Source organism: Campylobacter sp. BCW_6464, assembly GCF_001762775.1.
In the GTDB taxonomy this organism is placed as follows: Bacteria; Campylobacterota; Campylobacteria; order Campylobacterales; family Campylobacteraceae; genus Campylobacter_D; species Campylobacter_D jejuni.
This window is the reverse complement of sequence record NZ_MJXM01000037.1, coordinates 16,459-35,673: the sequence shown is the minus strand read 5'-3', so window position 1 is coordinate 35,673 and position 19,215 is coordinate 16,459. Positions and strand designations below refer to the sequence as shown.

General features: G+C 29.7%; 20 protein-coding genes. 16 read left to right on the top strand and 4 right to left on the bottom strand.

Annotated features, from left to right (window positions below):
- Nucleotides 1–5 precede the first annotated feature (5 nt).
- The 7 genes from AJ885_RS02310 to AJ885_RS02280 are packed head-to-tail and all read left to right on the top strand — an operon-like array spanning nt 6 to nt 6,063.
- Nucleotides 6–353 (top strand): c-type cytochrome, encoded by a 348-nt coding sequence (locus AJ885_RS02310; RefSeq protein WP_070210085.1) that lies wholly within the window; start codon nt 6–8, stop codon nt 351–353.
- Nucleotides 350–1,624 (top strand): glutamate-1-semialdehyde 2,1-aminomutase, encoded by a 1,275-nt coding sequence (gene hemL, locus AJ885_RS02305; protein ID WP_070210086.1) that lies wholly within the window; start codon nt 350–352, stop codon nt 1,622–1,624. The genes AJ885_RS02310 and hemL overlap by 4 nt, the downstream gene beginning before the upstream one ends.
- Complete coding sequence (locus AJ885_RS02300; RefSeq protein ID WP_002852414.1) at nt 1,621–1,950, top strand: AtpZ/AtpI family protein; 330 nt, start codon at nt 1,621–1,623, stop codon at nt 1,948–1,950. Before hemL ends, AJ885_RS02300 begins: the two co-directional genes overlap by 4 nt.
- Nucleotides 1,950–2,453, top strand: a complete 504-nt coding sequence (locus AJ885_RS02295) for a hypothetical protein (protein WP_070210087.1) — start codon at nt 1,950–1,952, stop codon at nt 2,451–2,453. Before AJ885_RS02300 ends, AJ885_RS02295 begins: the two co-directional genes overlap by 1 nt.
- On the top strand, nt 2,431–3,618 hold the full coding sequence (locus AJ885_RS02290; protein ID WP_070280679.1) for an MFS transporter: 1,188 nt from the start codon (nt 2,431–2,433) through the stop codon (nt 3,616–3,618). Before AJ885_RS02295 ends, AJ885_RS02290 begins: the two co-directional genes overlap by 23 nt.
- On the top strand, nt 3,611–5,785 hold the full coding sequence (locus tag AJ885_RS02285) for a flagellar hook-length control protein FliK (protein ID WP_070273952.1): 2,175 nt from the start codon (nt 3,611–3,613) through the stop codon (nt 5,783–5,785). Before AJ885_RS02290 ends, AJ885_RS02285 begins: the two co-directional genes overlap by 8 nt.
- Complete coding sequence (locus tag AJ885_RS02280; protein ID WP_002852641.1) at nt 5,782–6,063, top strand: FlhB-like flagellar biosynthesis protein; 282 nt, start codon at nt 5,782–5,784, stop codon at nt 6,061–6,063. Before AJ885_RS02285 ends, AJ885_RS02280 begins: the two co-directional genes overlap by 4 nt.
- Here the strand turns inward: AJ885_RS02280 and AJ885_RS02275 are convergent.
- Nucleotides 6,060–6,860, bottom strand: coding sequence for a phosphatidylserine decarboxylase (locus tag AJ885_RS02275; protein WP_070210090.1), 801 nt, complete (start codon nt 6,858–6,860; stop codon nt 6,060–6,062). The two genes, AJ885_RS02280 and AJ885_RS02275, sit on opposite strands and share 4 nt — an antisense overlap.
- Nucleotides 6,857–7,981 (bottom strand): metallophosphoesterase, encoded by a 1,125-nt coding sequence (locus AJ885_RS02270; protein ID WP_070233334.1) that lies wholly within the window; start codon nt 7,979–7,981, stop codon nt 6,857–6,859. Before AJ885_RS02270 ends, AJ885_RS02275 begins: the two co-directional genes overlap by 4 nt.
- Before the next feature lie 85 nt (nt 7,982–8,066).
- On the opposite strand from AJ885_RS02270, the gene gltX reads away from it, so the two are divergent.
- The 3 genes from gltX to AJ885_RS02255 are packed head-to-tail and all read left to right on the top strand — an operon-like array spanning nt 8,067 to nt 11,268.
- Nucleotides 8,067–9,362, top strand: a complete 1,296-nt coding sequence (gltX, locus tag AJ885_RS02265; protein WP_044780349.1) for a glutamate--tRNA ligase — start codon at nt 8,067–8,069, stop codon at nt 9,360–9,362.
- A gap of 2 nt (nt 9,363–9,364) precedes the next feature.
- Complete coding sequence (locus AJ885_RS02260) at nt 9,365–9,646, top strand: YggT family protein (protein ID WP_002852501.1); 282 nt, start codon at nt 9,365–9,367, stop codon at nt 9,644–9,646.
- Nucleotides 9,643–11,268, top strand: coding sequence for a lytic transglycosylase domain-containing protein (locus tag AJ885_RS02255; protein WP_079860284.1), 1,626 nt, complete (start codon nt 9,643–9,645; stop codon nt 11,266–11,268). The genes AJ885_RS02260 and AJ885_RS02255 overlap by 4 nt, the downstream gene beginning before the upstream one ends.
- On the opposite strand, the gene AJ885_RS02250 is transcribed toward AJ885_RS02255, so the two are convergent.
- The gene (locus AJ885_RS02250) at nt 11,165–11,650 is read right to left on the bottom strand and encodes a hypothetical protein (protein ID WP_070210092.1); all 486 of its coding nucleotides are present in this window, start codon (nt 11,648–11,650) and stop codon (nt 11,165–11,167) included. The genes AJ885_RS02255 and AJ885_RS02250 overlap by 104 nt on opposite strands.
- A gap of 95 nt (nt 11,651–11,745) precedes the next feature.
- Here AJ885_RS02250 and mobB point away from each other — a divergent pair, with 95 nt between their 5' ends.
- From mobB to AJ885_RS02225, 5 genes are read left to right on the top strand one after another with little or no spacing between them, the layout of a single operon-like run.
- Nucleotides 11,746–12,237 (top strand): molybdopterin-guanine dinucleotide biosynthesis protein B, encoded by a 492-nt coding sequence (mobB, locus tag AJ885_RS02245; RefSeq protein ID WP_002861481.1) that lies wholly within the window; start codon nt 11,746–11,748, stop codon nt 12,235–12,237.
- A 1-nt stretch (nt 12,238) separates the two neighbouring features.
- Nucleotides 12,239–13,081, top strand: a complete 843-nt coding sequence (locus tag AJ885_RS02240) for a class 1 fructose-bisphosphatase (protein ID WP_002861480.1) — start codon at nt 12,239–12,241, stop codon at nt 13,079–13,081.
- Nucleotides 13,074–13,271 carry a hypothetical protein gene (locus tag AJ885_RS02235; protein WP_002861479.1) on the top strand — a complete coding sequence of 66 codons (198 nt, stop codon included), beginning with the start codon at nt 13,074–13,076 and terminating at the stop codon, nt 13,269–13,271. Before AJ885_RS02240 ends, AJ885_RS02235 begins: the two co-directional genes overlap by 8 nt.
- 9 nt (nt 13,272–13,280) lie before the next feature.
- Nucleotides 13,281–15,167 carry a methionine--tRNA ligase gene (gene metG / locus AJ885_RS02230; protein ID WP_070210093.1) on the top strand — a complete coding sequence of 629 codons (1,887 nt, stop codon included), beginning with the start codon at nt 13,281–13,283 and terminating at the stop codon, nt 15,165–15,167.
- 3 nt (nt 15,168–15,170) lie between these two features.
- Complete coding sequence (locus AJ885_RS02225) at nt 15,171–16,112, top strand: hypothetical protein (RefSeq protein ID WP_044780343.1); 942 nt, start codon at nt 15,171–15,173, stop codon at nt 16,110–16,112.
- Here the strand turns inward: AJ885_RS02225 and AJ885_RS02220 are convergent.
- A complete protein-coding gene (locus AJ885_RS02220; RefSeq protein WP_044780342.1) occupies nt 16,104–16,556 on the bottom strand; it encodes a methylated-DNA--[protein]-cysteine S-methyltransferase in 453 nt (150 codons plus the stop codon). The two genes, AJ885_RS02225 and AJ885_RS02220, sit on opposite strands and share 9 nt — an antisense overlap.
- Before the next feature lie 54 nt (nt 16,557–16,610).
- Between AJ885_RS02220 and AJ885_RS02215 the strand changes: the two genes are divergently transcribed.
- A complete protein-coding gene (locus AJ885_RS02215) occupies nt 16,611–19,157 on the top strand; it encodes a bifunctional aconitate hydratase 2/2-methylisocitrate dehydratase (RefSeq protein ID WP_070210094.1) in 2,547 nt (848 codons plus the stop codon).
- Nucleotides 19,158–19,215 lie beyond the last annotated feature (58 nt).

Genomic DNA, 19,215 nt, shown 5'->3' with positions numbered 1-19,215 from the left:
AAACTTTGAAAATTGTTTTAATGTTTTTTTTATTTAATATCAGTCTTTTTGGTGCTGATTTTATTACTCTTAAAGAATACTCTAAAATGCTTTATGAAAATCCAAGAGGCATTAGTTGTAAAGAATGTCATGGAGCAGATGGAAGCGAACAAATTTTAGGATATTATATGAAAAATGGCATTAAAACAGCTTATAAAGTTCCAAGTATACAAAATCTTAGTTTTGAGAATTTTAAAAATTCTCTTAATCAGAGTAAAGACGCAAAATCAATCATGCCAAATTACTCTTTAACAAATGATGAAATTGTAACTTTATATAATTACATCAAGCAATTTAGCAAGGAAGAAAAATGACAAACAAAAAAGCTTTTAAAGAAGCGTGTAAATTCATCGCAGGTGGTGTAAATTCTCCAGTTCGTGCTTTTGCAAATGTTCAAAGTGAGCCAAAATTTATTTCCCATGGAAAAGGTGCTTATATTTTCGATATAGATGGAAATTCTTATATAGACTATGTTCAAAGCTGGGGGCCTTTACTTTTTGGACATTGCGATAAAGATATACAAAAAGCTTGTCAAAAAGTACTTCATAAAGGTTCAAGTTTTGGAGCTCCAACTTTATTAGAAACTGAACTTGCCAAGCTTGTTTTATCTGATTTTCCTCATTTAGAAAAGATCCGCTTTGTAAGCAGTGGAACAGAAGCAACCATGAGTGCTATTCGTCTTGCTCGTGGTTTTACTAAAAAAGATAAAATTTTAAAATTTGAAGGATGTTATCACGGGCATTCTGATTCATTATTGGTGAGCGCAGGAAGTGGTGCTGCTACTTTTAACTCTCCTAGTTCTTTGGGTGTTTTAGAAGATGTAGCTAAACACACTTTAGTAGCAAAATATAATGATATAAATAGCGTTAAAGAACTTTTTGAAAAAAATAAAGATATTGCATGTGTTATCATTGAGCCTATTGCTGGAAATATGGGGTTAGTTCCAGCTAAACAAGATTTTTTAGAAGAACTTGCTAAGATCTGCAAAAACAATCAAACTCTGCTGATTTTTGATGAAGTAATGAGTGGATATAGAGCATCTTATCTTGGTTCCTATGGAATCAATCATATTCAAGCAGATATAATTACTTTTGGTAAAGTAATAGGAGGTGGTCTACCTGCAGCAGCGTTTGCTTCTAGAGCTGAAATTATGGATATTTTAAGTCCTTTGGGTGGAGTTTATCAAGCAGGAACTTTAAGTGGAAATCCTTTAGCAATGGCTGCAGGCATAGCAAGTCTTACAAAAGCCAAAAAGAAAACCAAGCTTTATGACAAGCTTGGAAAATTAGCAAAAAAACTTACTCAAGGAATGAAAAAATTAGCAGATGAAAAAGGACTTCCGCTGCAAGTTTGTCATGTAGGTTCTATGTTTGGATACTTTTTCACCAAAAATCCTGTATCAAACTACCAAGATGCATTAAAATCTGATCTAGCATTATTTTCAAAATTTCACAAAAATATGCTTGAAAATGGAATTTATTTAGCGCCTTCTCAATTTGAAACAGGCTTTATATGTTCAAAAATGGATGATAAAATTGTAGATACAACATTAGAAGCTGTTAGGGAAAGCTTTAAAAGAATATGAGCAATATTTTAAAAGAAGAAAAAAATCACTTAGAAAATTCCAACAGCAAAAGACAAAAAATCATTCGCAAAACTCTTGAAGCTGCGGATGGTTTAAGTCTTGGCATCTCTATGGTTGTTGCTGTATTTATAGGTGTGGGAATAGGATATTTACTTAAAAAATTTACTCCTTATCCTTGGCTTTTTTGGCTTGGAGTTTTTTGGGGGATCAGTGCTGCCATACTTAATGTTTACAAAGCTTATAAAGTTCAAGTAAAAAGCTATGAAGAATTTAAAGAAAGAGATGAGTTGATCAAAGAAAAAATTCAAAAAGAAAAGAATAAATAATGGAACATAAAAAAGCTCTATTTTGTATTTTTGCCATTATTCATTTATTTTTTTGGATCATATTTTCATTGTTAAATCATTTTAAATTAGATACATTTTTAAGCTATGAAATAGCTTTTTTTAGTGTTTTATTGATTATTTTTGCTTCTTATTTAAATTATAAAAAAGTCATTATAAAAAAATCAAAAAATTATGAAAAAGATTTTAATTTCATTTCATCGCTTTTTATCAAAAAAAAACAAAATTTATCAAAAATTATTCATTTTAAAGTTCTAAAAGACGATTTAAAGCCAAATATTAAAGAGAAAATCCATTTTTTTACTATGTTTTTTACTCTCTTTAAATTGATGGCTTATGTAATATTGGTTGCTGGATTTTTATTTTTACATCGCCAAGATAAATTAGATATCTTTGCTTATATTTGTGGAATTTCATCCTTGCTAGTTTGTGTGTTTATTTTTATTTTATATATAAAAAAGTATGAGTCCAAAAAAAATTATTAAATCAATGACAGCACTTTTTGCTGGTATGGCATTTTTATTTGCAGGTAATGCCTTGATAGTAAGCTCTATAGGTGTTATATTAAAAGAAAACGGAGAAAGTTCTTTAGCTGTTGGAGTGGTAAGTTCTTGTTTTTTTATAGGCGCTCTTGTTGGAACCATCGGTGCTCATAAAATTATTTCTCGTATAGGTCATATACGCTCTTTTGGGCTATTTGGGGCTATTTTTGGAATTTCAGTTATGCTTCATACAGTAAGCGAAAATCTTATTTTTTGGGCTGTTTTAAGATTTTTCATAGGGATTTGCTACTATGGTCTTTTAATGGTCATAGAATCATGGCTTAATGAAAAAAGCAAAAATGCCATTCGATCTAGAATTTTAGGTTTTTATGAAATTGTTTTTTATCTTGCGTTTGGTATTGGAGTTTTAATCATAGCGTTAAATTTAAGCAAACATAGTGTATTTATTCTCAGTACAACTTTAATTTTACTTTCATCTTTGCCTTTAAATTTGATTAAAATCAAAGAACCTGTTTTGCCCGCATCAAGTCCTATTTCTATACCTAAAATTTTTGATATAGCCCCTTTGGCTATCGTCACAAGCTTTATAGCCGGAATGCTTATAAATGGCTTTTTTTCTATGGCATCTTTATTTATACTTTTGCAAGGTTTTGATGCAAAAGCGGTTTCTTATTTTATATTTTGTGGGGTTTTAGGTGGTTTTATTGCGCAAACCATCATAGGAACTATTTCAGATAAACTTGGTCGCAAATTTGCCATTATCACTTGCGCAAGCATAGGATTTATCACTATGTTTATATTTATCTTTTTTAAACTTCACTTGCATATGCAATATTTTTTAGGAATTACTCTAGGTATAGGAATATTTTGTTTATATGCTTTAGCACTTGCTAGAGCAAATGATGTTTTAGTAAGCAAAAATAAAGGCGTAGAGTTAGGTCGTGGGGTTCTTTTTTGCTATTCTTTGGGCTCTTTGTTTGGTCCTTTAATTTTAGGTTTTTTAATGCAATACTTTGAAATCAAAGGTTTTATATGGTTTTATATAGTTTCTTTAGCATTTTTAATTCTTTTTGCTATCAATAAACCAAATATTTTAAATAAAAAATTTAAGAAAAAACCTGGAAATATGGTGATATTTGATGATTAATACTCAACTAGCAAGTCAAATTGCCAATACGCAAAAAAATGATTTAAAAGTAGATAACTCTACTTCAAAAGATAAAACAAATTTAAAGGACAATCCAAAAGAAGCACTTGCGCAAGCTTTAAAGCAAAATTTAGGTTTAAGCAAGGACGCTAGCAGTGAAGAAATACTAGCAAAATTTGTTCAAAATGAAACAGGCACCAAATTAAAAGAACTTGTTAATAAACTTTTAGATCAAATCAATGCTCAAAAAAACCCCGATTCCCCTGTACTTAAACAAGGAAAAAATTTAAATTTAGCTCCTAATTTTGCTAATGAATTAAAAACTTTAAGCACAGAACTTGCAAAAAGCGATACTTTTACACAAGTTTTAGACAGATTAAATCAAATTTTAAAACCTGCCAGTGAAATAAAAAACAACAACTTAGCTCCTTTGTTTAAAAATTCAGGCGTATTTTTAGAAGCTAAATTAAAAGATGCCCTAAACGAAGAATTGCTGCCCAAAAGTTTTCACTCTCTTTTAAGTACAATCAAAGGTCTTAGTAGTGAAAAACTAAGTATTCAGATAGCCCAACTTGCAAATGCAAATTTAAACCCAAAAGACACTTTAAAAGAATTAAAAAATATTATTAATTCTAGCAAAAATGAAAATAAGCAAATTTTAAATCAAAGTTCTTTTAAAGCACTTTTAAATTTAAGTTCTAAATTGGACAATTTTAAAAATTATATAAGTAAAAATCCCAGTCATGCTCAAGAAAAAATCACCCCTATGGCTAATAAAATTTTAAAAGAATTAAATTCCATCAAAAATGATTTTTTCAAAGCTCTTAATAAGCCAGAAAATTTAATGATAAAAGATCCAAACATCCTTAAGCAAACTGCTACCGCCTTTGAAAAACTTGAAAATACTTTAAAAAATATACTAGGCAATCAAGCTTCTAAAATACAAGATAAAGAAAATATTTTAGAAAATCTTTTAAGTAACAAAGAAAATATCAAAGAAGAAAAACTTAATCATAACACAAAAAACCAAGATGAAGAAAAACATATAAAAGCATCAAAAGAAGAAAATCTCACAGATGATACCAAGCAAGATTCAAAATTAGATTCTGATATAAAAACCCACGAAGAAGATACCCAAGATACAAAAAATGATATTCAAAACAATGAAACAGAAAATAATCCAGACAATGATATAAAAAATTCTACTCCAAACCAAGAAAAAATTAAAGATGAAAAACAAGAAAAATCAAAAGAAAATATCAAAGAAAATCCAAAATTTTATGAAACAAAAACAGAAAACAAAACTTCAATCAATACAAATAATCCTAACACAAACAATATGCAAAATTTAAATAATTCTCAAAATATTCAATCTAACAATAACCAAACTATGCAAAATATTTTTAAAAATCAGGAATTTATAAAACAAAATATTGTAAAAAATTTAGCATTTAATGTAGAAAATTTAGATCTAGAACAAGTGCAAGATTTAAGTAAAAATTTAAGCAATCTTTCTCGTAGACTTAATGAAAGCTTAAAAGAACTTGAACCTTATACTCAAAATGCCAAACTTAATCAAGCAGAACTTAAAAATCTCGAACACAAACTCAATCTTTCTACCAAAGATCTAGCGCAAATTAAACCAAAAACAGAACAAGATATAGCTGAATCTTTACATCATGATGTAAAATCAACACTTTTGCAAATTTCAAATTTAGCTAAAAATGAAGGCAATGAAGCTATATATAATCAAGCTAATCGTCTTTTAGCGCAAATTGAAATCAATCAGCTTATGTCTTTAGCTAATGATTCTATCAATACTTATCTGCCTTTTTCTTGGGATGATTTAAATGATTCTAAAATTATGTTTAGACGCGGAAAAAAGGACAAATTTTTTGCTCAGATTAAACTCGAATTTGCAAAACTTGGGGATTTAGAAATTCTTATTTCTTTAAATAATGAAAAATATATAGATATTAATATTATGGCAGAAAATATTGAATTTAGAAAAACCATCTATGAAAATGCCCATGAGCTTAAAAGAAATATCAATAAAGCAGGACTTTTAAGTGCAAATTTCTTTGTAGGTGATATCATAAGAAGTAAATTTGATACTAGAAATATGAAAAATTTAGATCTTGAAATGGGTATGGATAAAAAAGTATGAGCAAAATCAAAAGATCGATTAAAAAAGCTGTAGCTCTAGGCTATCAAAAAGAAAAAAACTCTGCACCAAAAGTGCTTGCAAGTGGCAAAGGCGAAAGTGCTGCTAAAATTATTTCTTTAGCCAAGGAACACGGAGTTCCTATTAAAGAAGATGAAGATTTAATAGAAATTTTAAGCAAGCTTGACTTAGGTGATGAAATTCCACCTAATATGTATAAAGCTGTAGCTGAAGTTTTTGCCTTTATCTATCAAATGGCAAATAAAACTCCTAAAAACTAATCCGCTATTTTTTCTCCAAATTTAATACCCTGCCCTACTTTTAAATTAAAAGTTAAAAGTCCTTTTTGAGAGATTAAAACTATAGTAGAACCTAGCTCAAAATTTCCTAGTTCTTCGCCTTTTTTGAAATTTAAATTTTCATATTTTCTAGTAAAATTATGAGAAATTTTAGCATTGGTTTGTATGCTTGCATCAAAATTAAAACGCATTTTTCCTACATTTTGCGCTCCTACAAAAACAAGCCAAAAAATACCTTTTTCATTTTGACATTTCAAGCTCACTCTTTCATTTTTTACATATAAATTACCAATGCGTTCTAAATGTTTTTCATTTACGCTATAAAGGGCGCCACTTGTGTAAGTTGCACTTAAAATTTGCATATCACAAGGGCTGTGATAACGATGATAATCTTTTGGAGAAAGATAAATATTGACATAATCAAGCCCATTTTTAAGTTCATCTTTTTCAAAGCTATCTTTTAAAAGCTCCTCAACGCTATAAGCATGTCCTTTTATAGAAAAAGCAAAATGTTCTTCATTTGCTAAAAAAGTACTTCCACACTCTAAAATTTTACCATCACTTGGACTGATAAAACCTTCTTCAAATTTTCTTGGAATTTGCAAAGTTCTTGTAAAAAGAGCATTTAAACTCTCATATTCACAAGGAGCTTTAAATTCACTCATATTGATATTAAAATACTTAACATAATTTTCATTAATAACTTTTTGTATCATTTTAGGAAATTTAATCCCTGCTACAAAACCAAAAAGTCTCGAACTTTCTTTTGAAAAACTCATTTTTTTCCTTTTAAATTTAAAATCACTATTTCACTCGGAGCAAAAACTCTAAGACTTGGCCCCCAAAATCCTGCTCCACTACTCACATAAAGCTTAGTTTTTTCTCCTAAATCATAAAGCCCATGAACAAAACCTTGTTGAAGTTTAACTAAAAACATAAAAGGAAAAATTTGCCCTCCATGCGTATGCCCACTTAAAACAAGGTCAAAATCACTTAAATCATAAAGCAAAGCTGTTTTGGGTTGATGTGTGAGTAAAATACTAGCTTTACTTGTATTTAAATCCACTTTTATTCTTGCTAAATCAGGAGCATATAAACCCTTATCAAGCCCGGCTAAATCTCCAAGTCCAGCAATATTTATAAAACCTAAATCTAAATTTTGATTGACTAAAATTTTCATATTAGTATGTTTTCTAAGTAAATCCAAAACTTTATTGATACCATGATAATACTCATGATTTCCCAAGGCATAAAAAGTTCCATAAGTGGAATTAAAATCATTAAGTTTTGAGATGTAATTTTTTAAATCTTTAGGATTAGTATCAATCAGATCTCCTACTATTACAACCATATCAGGACTTTGCAAATTCACTTTAGTGATGAGCTTATCTAAAAAATTTTCATGCAAATTTTTACCCAAATGTATATCAGTAAGCATGACAATTTTTAAATCTTGTTTAAGATTTGGTATTTCAACATCAACACTCTTTACTTCAGGTGTTTTTAGAGCATTATTTATACTTATATAAATTAAAAACACACTTAAAACTATAAGAGAAAGCTCAAAAATCAAACGCAAAATAAGATTATATTTTTTATCTCTTTTACCCATAAGAGCTAAAATCAATTTAATAAAATCCCAAGCTAAAGTCATAAAAAACAAACAATAAGTTGGCGCATAAAGCATGGCTAAAATTTCATACCAAGTATCACTTAAATATTCATCTCTACGAAATATTAAAAACACAGCTTGGGCTAAAAAAAGCACAATAAAAATAAAGGCAAAAATTTTATAAAAATACTTAAAAAGAGTAATTTTCTTGATTAATCTTTTATAAATATAAACATTTGCTAAGCCAAAAATCAATAATACAATGAAAGAAAAAATTAAAAATATCATAAAAGTATTATAACCAAGTAAAATTAAATATCCGTATAAATTTTTCTGTTATAATAAACTTTTAAATAATTTTAAAGGCTATAAAATGTACCGTTTTGCACCTTCTCCCACAGGTGATATGCACATAGGAAATTTACGCGCAGCAATTTTTAATTATATCTGTGCAAGACAAAAAAATATGGATTTTATCTTACGTATTGAAGATACTGATAAGGCTAGAAATATAGCAGGAAAAGAAGAAGAAATCAAAGAAATTTTAAATCTTTTTGGTATTTCATGGCAGCATTACTATATACAAAGTGAAAATTTAAAATTCCATCGCCAAATGGCTTTAAAACTTATAAGTGAAAAGAAAGCTTTTGCTTGTTTTTGCACCGAAGAAGAACTTGAAGCAAAAAAAGAGCTAGCTAAAAAACAAGGTAAAGCTTATCGCTACGATGGCACTTGTGAAAAACTAGCCGATATCGATGTTTTAGAATGTGAAAAACCCTTTGTTATCCGTCTTAAAAAACCTACTCACACTATGAAATTTACAGATTTTATCAAAGGTGAATTAAGTTTTGAACCTGAAAATATAGACTCTTTTGTGATTATGAGAACGGATAAAACTCCAACTTATAATTTTGCTTGTGCGGTTGATGATATGCTTGAAAATGTTACTTGTATTATACGCGGAGAAGATCATGTTTCAAACACTCCAAAACAAGAACATATCCGCGCAAGTTTAGACTATAACAAAGCCATAACTTATGCGCACTTGCCTATCATTTTAAACGAAGAAGGTGTTAAAATGAGCAAAAGAGAAGCACATTCTTCTGTAAAATGGCTACTTGAAAGTGGAATTTTACCTAGTGCAATCGCAAATTATCTTATCATGCTAGGCAATAAAACTCCTTGTGAAATTTTTACCTTAGAAGAAGCTATAAAATGGTTTGATATTTCTAAAGTTTCAAAAGCTCCAGCAAGATTTGATCTTAAAAAACTTTTGCAAATTAATCGTGAACATATCAAAATGATAAAAGATGATGAGCTTAATAAAACTTTAGATTTAAACAAAGATCTTGCACAACTTGCTAAATTTTACACTCAAGAAGCAAGCACCACAAAAGAACTTAAAGAAAAAATGCGAGCTATTTTCAACACAAAAGACTTTGGAGAGTTTGAAACAGAATGTAAAATTTTAAAAGAACTCTTAAAAGATATTGAACTTTTTGAAAACTATGAAGATTTTAAAAATGAACTTTTAAGCAAAAGCGGCTTAAAAGGTAAAAAATTTTTCATGCCTTTAAGGATAATTTTAACAGGAAATATTCACGGACCTGAGCTTAGCGATCTTTATCCTTATATTAAAAATTTTATTCACGAATTAGCAAGGATTTAATTATGGTTATAGACTCTTTTATTATTTCTATTTTTCAAGTACTACAAATTGTCATTAACATTTATACTTGGATTATTATTATCACGGCACTTTTAAGCTGGGTAAATCCTGATCCTTATAATCCTATAGTGCAAATTTTATATAAACTAAGCTACCCTGCTTACGCCTTAGTTAGAAAAATTCCAACACGCATTGGTAATATTGATCTTGCACCTTTGATTATAGTCTTAGCATTGCAGTTTCTTGGTATTTTTCTTGGGAATATCTTAAGGAGTATATTGTGATAAAAAAAATACTCGTTTTTTTATTTATTTTTTCAAGTTTAAATGCTACACAATATAGCATAGAAAAACTCAAAAAAGAAGAAAATTCACTTGCTAAGGATTATTATATTTATAGGCTTTTAGAAAAAAATAAAATCAGTAAAAAAGATGCACAGGATTTAAATTCTCATATTTTTCGCTATATAGGAAAAATTAAATCCGAACTTGAAAAAATCATCCCTTTAAAGCCTTATATCAACCCAAAATATGCTAAATGCTATACCTATACAGCAAATACTATCTTAGATGCAAATTTAACTTGTCAAAGTGTGCGCTTAAATTCATTAGTTTTTATAGCGAGTTTAAATTCCAAAGACCGAACTACTTTAGCTCAAACCTTTGAAAATCAAAGACCTGATTTGACAAATTTATTGCTAGCTTTTAATACTTCTGATCCTATGAGCTATATGGTACAAAAAGAAGATATTAATGGTTTTTTTAAACTTTATAATTATTCTAAAAAATACGACTTAGATTTAAATATAAGTTTAGTCAATAAACTACCAAACCACATTGGTTTTAAAGATTTTGCACAAAATATTATTATTAAAAAAGAAAATCCAAAATTTAGACATTCTATGCTAGAAATAAATCCTGAAAATGTAAGTGAAGATTCTGCTTTCTATTTAGGAGTCAATGCCTTAACTTATGATAAAACAGAGCTTGCTTATGACTTTTTTAAAAAGGCGGCTCAAAGTTTTAAATCGCAAAGCAATAAAGACAATGCTATATTTTGGATGTGGTTGATTAAAAACAATGAAGAAGATTTAAAAACTTTATCGCAAAGTTCTTCTTTAAATATTTATAGTCTTTACGCAAAAGAACTTACTAACACACCTTTTCCAAAGATAGAAAGCCTTAATCCAAGCAAGAAAAAAAATAATTTTAATATGCAAGATCCTTTTGCTTGGCAAAAAATAAACAAACAAATTCGCGATGCTAATGCAAGTCAACTAGATGTCTTGGCAAAAGAATTTGACACACAAGAAACCTTGCCTATTTATGCTTACATATTAGAACGCAAAAATAATTTTAAAAAACATTATTTTATAATGCCTTATTATGACAATATAAAAGACTATAATAAAACAAGACAAGCTTTAATTTTGGCTATTGCCAGACAAGAAAGTCGTTTTATTCCAACTGCTATTTCAGTTTCTTATGCTTTAGGCATGATGCAATTTATGCCATTTTTAGCCAATCACATAGGAGAAAAAGAATTAAAAATTCCAAATTTCGATCAAGATTTTATGTTTAAACCTGAAATAGCATATTACTTTGGAAACTATCATCTAAATTACCTTGAATCACGTTTAAAATCTCCACTTTTTGTCGCTTATGCTTATAATGGTGGTATAGGATTTACTAACCGTATGCTTGCAAGAAATGATATGTTTAAGACGGGCAAATTTGAACCTTTCTTGTCTATGGAGCTAGTTCCTTATCAAGAAAGCCGAATTTACGGAAAAAAAGTTCTAGCTAATTATATTGTGTATCGACATCTTCTGAACGATAGTATAAAGATTTCGGATATTTTTGAAAATTTAATTCAAAACAAGGCAAATGATCTAAACAAATCTTAGCTACAAGCCTAGTCTCTTCCTTGACACTAGGAAGAGATACTTTAAAATAATCAGTATAGTTATTTTGTATTATATATTTTAAATACTCATCATCCAGTTTTTCAATATTAGCTTTTTTATTATTGATAAAAACTTCTAAATTTTGAATTTTTAATGTATTTGGAGTAAAAGACAAGGCCAATACATCATCTTTACTTATCTTGTCTAGAATTGGGTTTAAATAAGACATGGTTACAATGGCATTAATCTTATCTTGTGTGATTTTGTATTTTTGAGCAAACATTAAAGTTTGAGATTTTAAATTTGTATCCACAATCGCCTGATCTTTTAAAGAACAAGCTCCAAGCAAAAAAGCACCTAAAATTACACTATAAATTTTCATTCTTTTTCCATATTTTTTAGTATTATTGTAGCCTTTTAACCCTATTTTTTGGTTTAAAAAGATATAATTTTACAAAAAAATTAAGAGTATATTTTATGAAACAACTTATCATAGCTTTTAGCGGGCCTTCAAATTCAGGAAAAACTACACTCATCACCAAAATAGCTGATAATTTTTTGCAACAAAATTTAAAAGTTTTAATCATTAAACATGATCCTGCCGATAAAGCTCAATTTGATTTTAACGGTAAAGATAGTTTTAAATTTTTTCAAAGCGGAGCTGAAGTCATGGTTTTAAGCCCTACAAGAACAACTTTTTTTTCTCATGAAAATAGAGATATTTTAAAAGCTTTAAAATTAAGCCCTGATTTTGACATTTGTTTGGTTGAAGGATTGAAAACTCTTGATTTACCACGCATTAGCGTATTTTGCAAAGAAATTGATGAAAGTTATTTTACTTTTTCAAACGCCATTGCAAGCTATGAAAAAATTTCTCACCCTTATCTTACTTGGCTTGATTTAAACGATATACAAGCTATTTGTCAATATATACTTAAAAATGCTAAAAATTTACAAGGAGAATTATAAAATGCAAGAAGTGATTTCTTATATACAAAAAGCTGTTTTAGAAATTTCTAACGCTTTAAAATTTCCCGATACAAGCTACAGTCAAAATCAAAATTTTACAGGCGATACCCAACTCAAATTTGATGTTTTAAGCGATGAAATCATCACAAAAACCCTAAGTCAATGTTCAAGCATTAAAGCCATCATAAGTGAAGAAAAAGACGAAATTTTAACGCTTAATAAAAAAGCAAATTTTATCGTAGCTTATGATCCTTTAGACGGTTCTAGCTTAATGGATGTTAATTTTGCTATAGGTTCTATTTTTGCCATCTATGAAGAAAAAGCAAATGCCAAAAATTTAAGAGCTGCACTTTATAGTATGTATGGAGCGCGCTTAGAACTTGTGATTTGCAAAGATCAACCAAAACTTTATCGCCTAAATGCAAATAATGAATTTATTTTTATAAAAGATCTTAAAATGAATGAAAAAGGCAAAATTAATGCTACAGGCGGAACGCAAAAATTTTGGGAAGAAAAACACGCTAAATTTGTCAAAAGTCTTTTTGATGAAGGATATCGCTTAAGATATTCTGGGGCTATGGTAAGCGATATCAATCAAATTTTATTAAAAGGGGGTGGGATTTTTAGTTATCCTGCAACACAAGATGCGCCTAATGGCAAACTTCGTGCTTTTTTTGAAGTCTTTCCTCTAGCCTTTATCATAGAAAAAGCAGGCGGAAAAACTACAAATGGAAAAAATCACTCCTTGCTTGAACTTGAATTTGATAAAATCCATGCGACAACTCCTTGTTTTTTTGGCTCAGAATATGAAATTTCAAAACTTTTAAAGGCTTACAATGAATGAAACTAGAGATGAATTTGAGCAAGATATGGATAAAAAGAAAGAAATTTTACTTTCATGTCAAAACTCAAAAAACCTAAACTCTTGTTATAATTGCAATGAAATTTTTAACTGCCAAACTAGAAAAAATTATGTTGATGCAGTCTATAATAGTATGTCTAAGGGTAAAACCGAAGGCGGATTTGACTTTTAAAGGAAAAAAATGCGTTATATTACAACACCAATTTATTATGTAAATGATGTACCTCATTTAGGTCATGCTTATACTACCATCATAGCCGATACTTTAGCAAGATTTTATCGTTTGCAAGGACATGAAACAAGATTTCTAACAGGAACAGATGAGCATGGACAAAAAATCGAAGAAGCTGCCAAACTAAGAAATTCCACTCCTCAAGAATATGCTGATAAAATCAGTTTTGAATTTAAAAAATTATGGGATGAATTTGAAATCACCTATGATATTTACGCAAGAACAACTGATACAAGGCATATTGAATTTGTTAAAGCTATGTTTTTAAAAATGTGGCAAAAAGGTGATATTTATAAAGATGAATACGAAGGACACTATTGTATTTCTTGTGAAAGCTTTTTTACTCAAAGTCAGCTTATCAATGATTGTTCTTGTCCGGATTGTAGCAAACAAACTAGAATTTTAAAAGAGGAAAGCTATTTTTTCAAACTTTCAAAATATCAAGATAAAATTTTACAATGGTATGAAGAAAAAGATCCCATCCTACCAAAAAACAAAAAAAATGAACTTATAAATTTTGTCCAAAGCGGCCTTAAAGATCTTTCCATTACAAGAACAAGTTTTGATTGGGGGATTAAACTGCCTCAAGAAATTAATGATGATAAACATATTATTTATGTATGGCTTGATGCACTTTTTATCTATATAAGTTCGCTTGATTTTCAAAGCAAGGGAGAAAATGCTAAATTTTGGCCTGCGCATGTGCATTTAGTAGGAAAAGATATCTTGCGTTTTCATGCCATTTATTGGCCAGCTTTTTTAATGAGCGTGGATTTACCTTTACCAAAATTTATAGGTGCACATGGCTGGTGGACTAAAGAAGGTGAAAAAATGAGCAAATCTAAAGGCAATGTTGTAAAACCTAAAGAAATAGTTGATGCTTATGGAAGCGAAGCTTTTAGATATTTCTTGCTTAGAGAAGTGCCTTTTGGCAATGATGGGGATTTTAGCGAAAATATGCTGATAAATCGTATCAATGCTGAACTAAGCAATGAATTTGGGAATTTACTTAATCGCATTATAGGTATGAGTACAAAATATTCTCAAGGAAATATTTCAAAAGAAGGTGTTTTAAAATTTTACAATGCTGAATTAAATCAAGCAAAAGAACACTTAAATTTAGCAGTAGAATTTTTAGAAAACTTACAGTGTAATCGTTATTTAGAAGAACTTTTCAAGGCTTTAAGCGTAGCAAATTTAGCCATTAGCAAATACGAACCTTGGAATTTAACCAAAGAAAACAAACACGAACAAGCTAACGCTTTAGTTGCACTTTGTGCAAATATTTTAGCCAAAACAAGCCTTTTATTAAGCCCTACTCTACCAAAGTCTTGTCAAAAGGTGGCCTTAGCTTTAAATTTTGAAATTTCATCTACAAATTATGCAAAAATGATACTTGATAATGAACTTTTAGATTTTAAAGCAAATCCTTGCGAAGCTTTATTTCCAAAAGTAGAAAAAGCTCTTTTAAAACAAGAAATTAAAGAAGAACCTAAAAAAGAAGAAAGTCCTAAAATAAAAATCGATGATTTTGCAAAAATTGAAATCAAAGTTGCTAAGGTGCTTGATTGTCAAAATATAGAAGGGAGTGAAAAACTTTTGAAATTTCAACTCGAACTTGACGATAAAGAAATCCGTCAAGTACTCTCAGGCATAGCCAAATACTATAAAGCCAGTGATTTAATCGGTAAACAAGTTTGCGTTATAAGCAATCTTAAAAAAGCTAAAATTTTTGGACATGAAAGCGATGGCATGATACTTTCTGCAAAAAGCGGAGATAAACTTGTTTTAATTACCCCTGAACAACTTGTACATAACGGTTCTTTAGTAGGCTAAAATATGCAAATTAGCAATTTAGGTGAACTTTTAAACGCAACGCTCATTCATGAAGGTAGCGTTTTAAGTGTGGAAGGTTTTGCCATAAATTTAAACGAACTTAAAGCAGGCTTTGCTTTCTTTAATAACGATAAAAAAGAAATTGCCCAAGCTATAAAAAAAGGCGCTTATGCTATAATTACAGAAAATGACATTGCTATTGAAGATAAAGACATTTTTTACTTTAGAGTAGAAAATCTAGAACAAGCTCTTGTAAGATTTTTACGCTTTTTTTGTGAAGATAAAGAATGTGAATTTTTGCTTTTTAAATCTTACGAACTAAGTCTTTGCAAGGCTTTTTATTTTAACATTTTAAAAGGAAATATTTTTGCTGATTTTGAAAAACTAATCAAAGCAAAAAAGGGTGAAATTTTTTGTTACTGTGAAGAAAATTACTTAAATAAACTTTGCGCCTATTCTCATAGTCTAAAAGATGCTAATTTTACTTTATTATCGCGATCTAGCTTCTTTTTTACAACTTTGATTTGTGAAAATTTATATTTTAAAAATCTTAATTTGCCTTTTTTTTACGCAAATAGTTTTGCAAAAATTATTTCTTTTTTAAAAGAAAAAAATCAAAAAATAATATTTGACTTTAATAAGATTGATGATTTTAAAATTTATTTTATTGACGATAAATTTGAAATCACTCCTTTTGGTTCAAGCTCTCAAGCGTTTATTGTAAGCAACAACCAAAATACCTTTGAATTCTGGAAAGAAAAATTTAAAAACATAAAAGACTTTAAAATTGCTTCTAAAAATTCTTTATTTTGCGATTTTTCCTATAATCAGCTTTCAGATTTAAGAAAATTAAAAAATTTTAAATATTGTTTAATTCTTGAAAATTATGATATTTTTGAGCAAGAATTTGAAAACAAAGAAAATCAAACCCCAAGCTTATTTTAAATTCACTCCTTCATTTTCAAGCAAAAATCTTTTTATTTCAAGCCCTCCATTATATCCTCCTATGCCATTGCTTGCAATAACTCTATGACAAGGTATAAAAATAGGAATTTGATTTTTAGAATTTGCATTTCCGACAGCTCTAAAAGCTTTTGGATGATTAATTTTTTCTGCTATATCTTTATAAGTAGCTATTTTACCATAAGGAATTTTCATTAAAGCCTTATAAACCTTTGATTCGAAATCTGTACCTTGTATCAAAACAGGAATGCTAAATTTTCTAAGCTTATGAGTAAAATATAAATCAAGTTCATATTTTGCTAAGTCAAGCAAACTACAATTTTTTTCTGATCTTTTATTATTACAAAAATCGACTCTAGTTAAAAATTTTCCATCACTATGTAAAGATAGGTAACATAAAGGCATTTTATAATAAACTTTAAACATTTTTTATCCTTCAAAGAGCTACAATTATAATAAAAAATATTTAAGGAGTAGAAAATGTCTTTTATGCAAGAATACAATAAACTTGTTGAAGAAAGAGCCGCTTTGGGTATACCACCCCTTCCTTTAAATGTAAATCAAACTAAAGAACTTTGTAAACTACTTGAAAATGAAAATAATGAAGAGCTTGCAAATCTTTTAGAAAATAGAGTAAATCCTGGTGTTGATGATGCAGCTTTAGTAAAATGTGAATTTTTAGATTCTATACTTAAAGGCAAAATCAGTGCTCCAAATATAGACAAAAAAAGAGCCTTAAGAATGCTTGGAACTATGCTAGGCGGATATAATGTTAAAGTTTTAATCGATGCCTTAAAAGATGAAAACATAGCCAAAGATTCTGCAGAAGTGTTGAAAAATATTATTTTTGTTCATGATAATTTTCATACCATAGCTGAACTTAGCAAAAACAATCCACACGCTAAGGAAGTTTTACAAAGCTGGGCAAATGCGGACTGGTTTAACAAAAAAGAAAAATTACCTCAAGTGATTAAATGTATAGTTTTCAAAGTAGCAGGCGAAACAAATACCGACGATCTAAGCCCTGCAGGAGATGCTTTTACAAGAAGCGATATTCCTTTGCATGCAAATGCCATGCTAAAGGTAAGACAAGCAGGATCCTTAGAAAAAATCAAAGAGCTTAAAAAAAGCGGTCGCGAAGTAGTTTATGTAGGTGATGTTGTAGGAACAGGTTCAAGTAGAAAATCGGCAATAAATTCTATACAATGGCATTTAGGAAAAGAAATAGAAGGTGTGCCAAACAAGCATAGCGGTGGTATAGTAATGGGTTCAACTATAGCACCGATTTTCTTTAACACTGCTCAAGATAGCGGGGCTTTACCTATCATCTGTGATGTAACAAACTTAGAAATGGGCGATGAGTTTGAAATTCATCCTTATGAGGGAAAAATCATAAAAAATGACTCTATAATTGCAGAATTTACACTCAGTCCAAACACTCTCTTAGATGAAGTTAGAGCAGGAGGAAGAATCCCACTTATCATAGGTCGCGGGCTTTGTACTAAGGCTAGAGAATTTTTAGGAATGGAAAGTGAAAATATCTTTACCAAACCTGAACAACCTAAATCTTCAAGCGGTGGTTATACCTTGGCTCAAAAAATACTAGGTCGTGCCTGTGGAGTTGAAGGCGTGCGTCCAGGTATGTATATAGAACCTATAACTTTAACTGTGGGCTCTCAAGATACCACAGGTCCTATGACTAGAGATGAAATTAAAGAACTTGCAAGCCTAGGTTTTAATGCAGACTTTGTGATGCAAAGCTTTTGCCATACAGCTGCTTATCCAAAAGTAAGCGATTCAAATTTACATAAAACCTTGCCCAATTTCATGACAAGTCGTGGTGGGGTAAGTTTAAAACCAGGTGATGGGGTTATTCACTCTTGGCTTAATCGTTTTGTATTGCCAGATACCGTAGGAACGGGTGGGGATTCTCACACACGCTTTCCTATAGGAATTTCTTTCCCTGCGGGAAGTGGACTTGTGGCTTTTGCTGCAGTTACTGGTTCTATGCCTTTAAATGTCCCTGAAAGTGTTTTAGTGCGTTTTAGCGGGGAATTACAAGCTGGAGTTACCTTAAGAGATTTGGTTAATGCTATACCTTATTATGCAATCAAACAAGGACAACTTACCGTTGAAAAGAAAAATAAGAAAAATATTTTTGCAGGAAAAATTTTAGAAATAGAAGGCTTGCCAAACTTAAAAGTCGAACAAGCTTTTGAACTTAGTGATGCAAGTGCTGAAAGATCTGCAGCTGCTTGCAGCGTGGATTTAAGCATAGAAAGTGTAAGCGAATATATCAAATCCAATATTTCTTTAATTGAAGCTATGATAGAAGTAGGATATGAGAATAAAGCTACCCTTGCTAGAAGGGCTGAAAAAATGAGAGAATGGCTTAAAAACCCTACTCTTTTAAGAGCAGATAAAGATGCAAAATACGCTTATATTATAGATATTAATCTTAATGACATTAAAGAGCCAATCCTAGCTTGTCCAAATGACCCTGATGATGTGGCAACCTTAAGCGAAATTTTAGCCGATGATAAGCGTCCAAAAAATATAGATGAAGTTTTTGTAGGTTCTTGTATGACAAACATAGGACATTATAGAGCTTTAGGAGAAATTTTAAAAGATAAAGGCATACTTAAAACCAGACTTTGGGTAGTGCCTCCAACAAAAATGGATAAAGCACAACTTATTAATGAAGGTTATTACAGCATCTTTGGTGCAGCAGGTGCTAGAATAGAAGTTCCTGGTTGTTCTTTGTGTATGGGTAATCAAGCTAGAGTAAATGATGGAGCTGTAGTTTTCTCAACTTCTACAAGAAATTTTGACAACCGTATGGGAATGGGTGCTAAAGTATATTTAGGCAGTGCAGAACTTGCGGCAGTTTGTGCGATTTTGGGTAAAATTCCAAGCAAGGAAGAATACTTACAAATTGTCAGCGAAAAACTAAGTGATGAGCATAAGGCAAATATCTATAGATATTTAAATTTTAATGAGATTGAAAATTTCAAACTTGAAAATTAATTCAAATTTAATACTTATTTGGATTAAATAACAAAATTAAAATTTTCAAAGGAAAAAT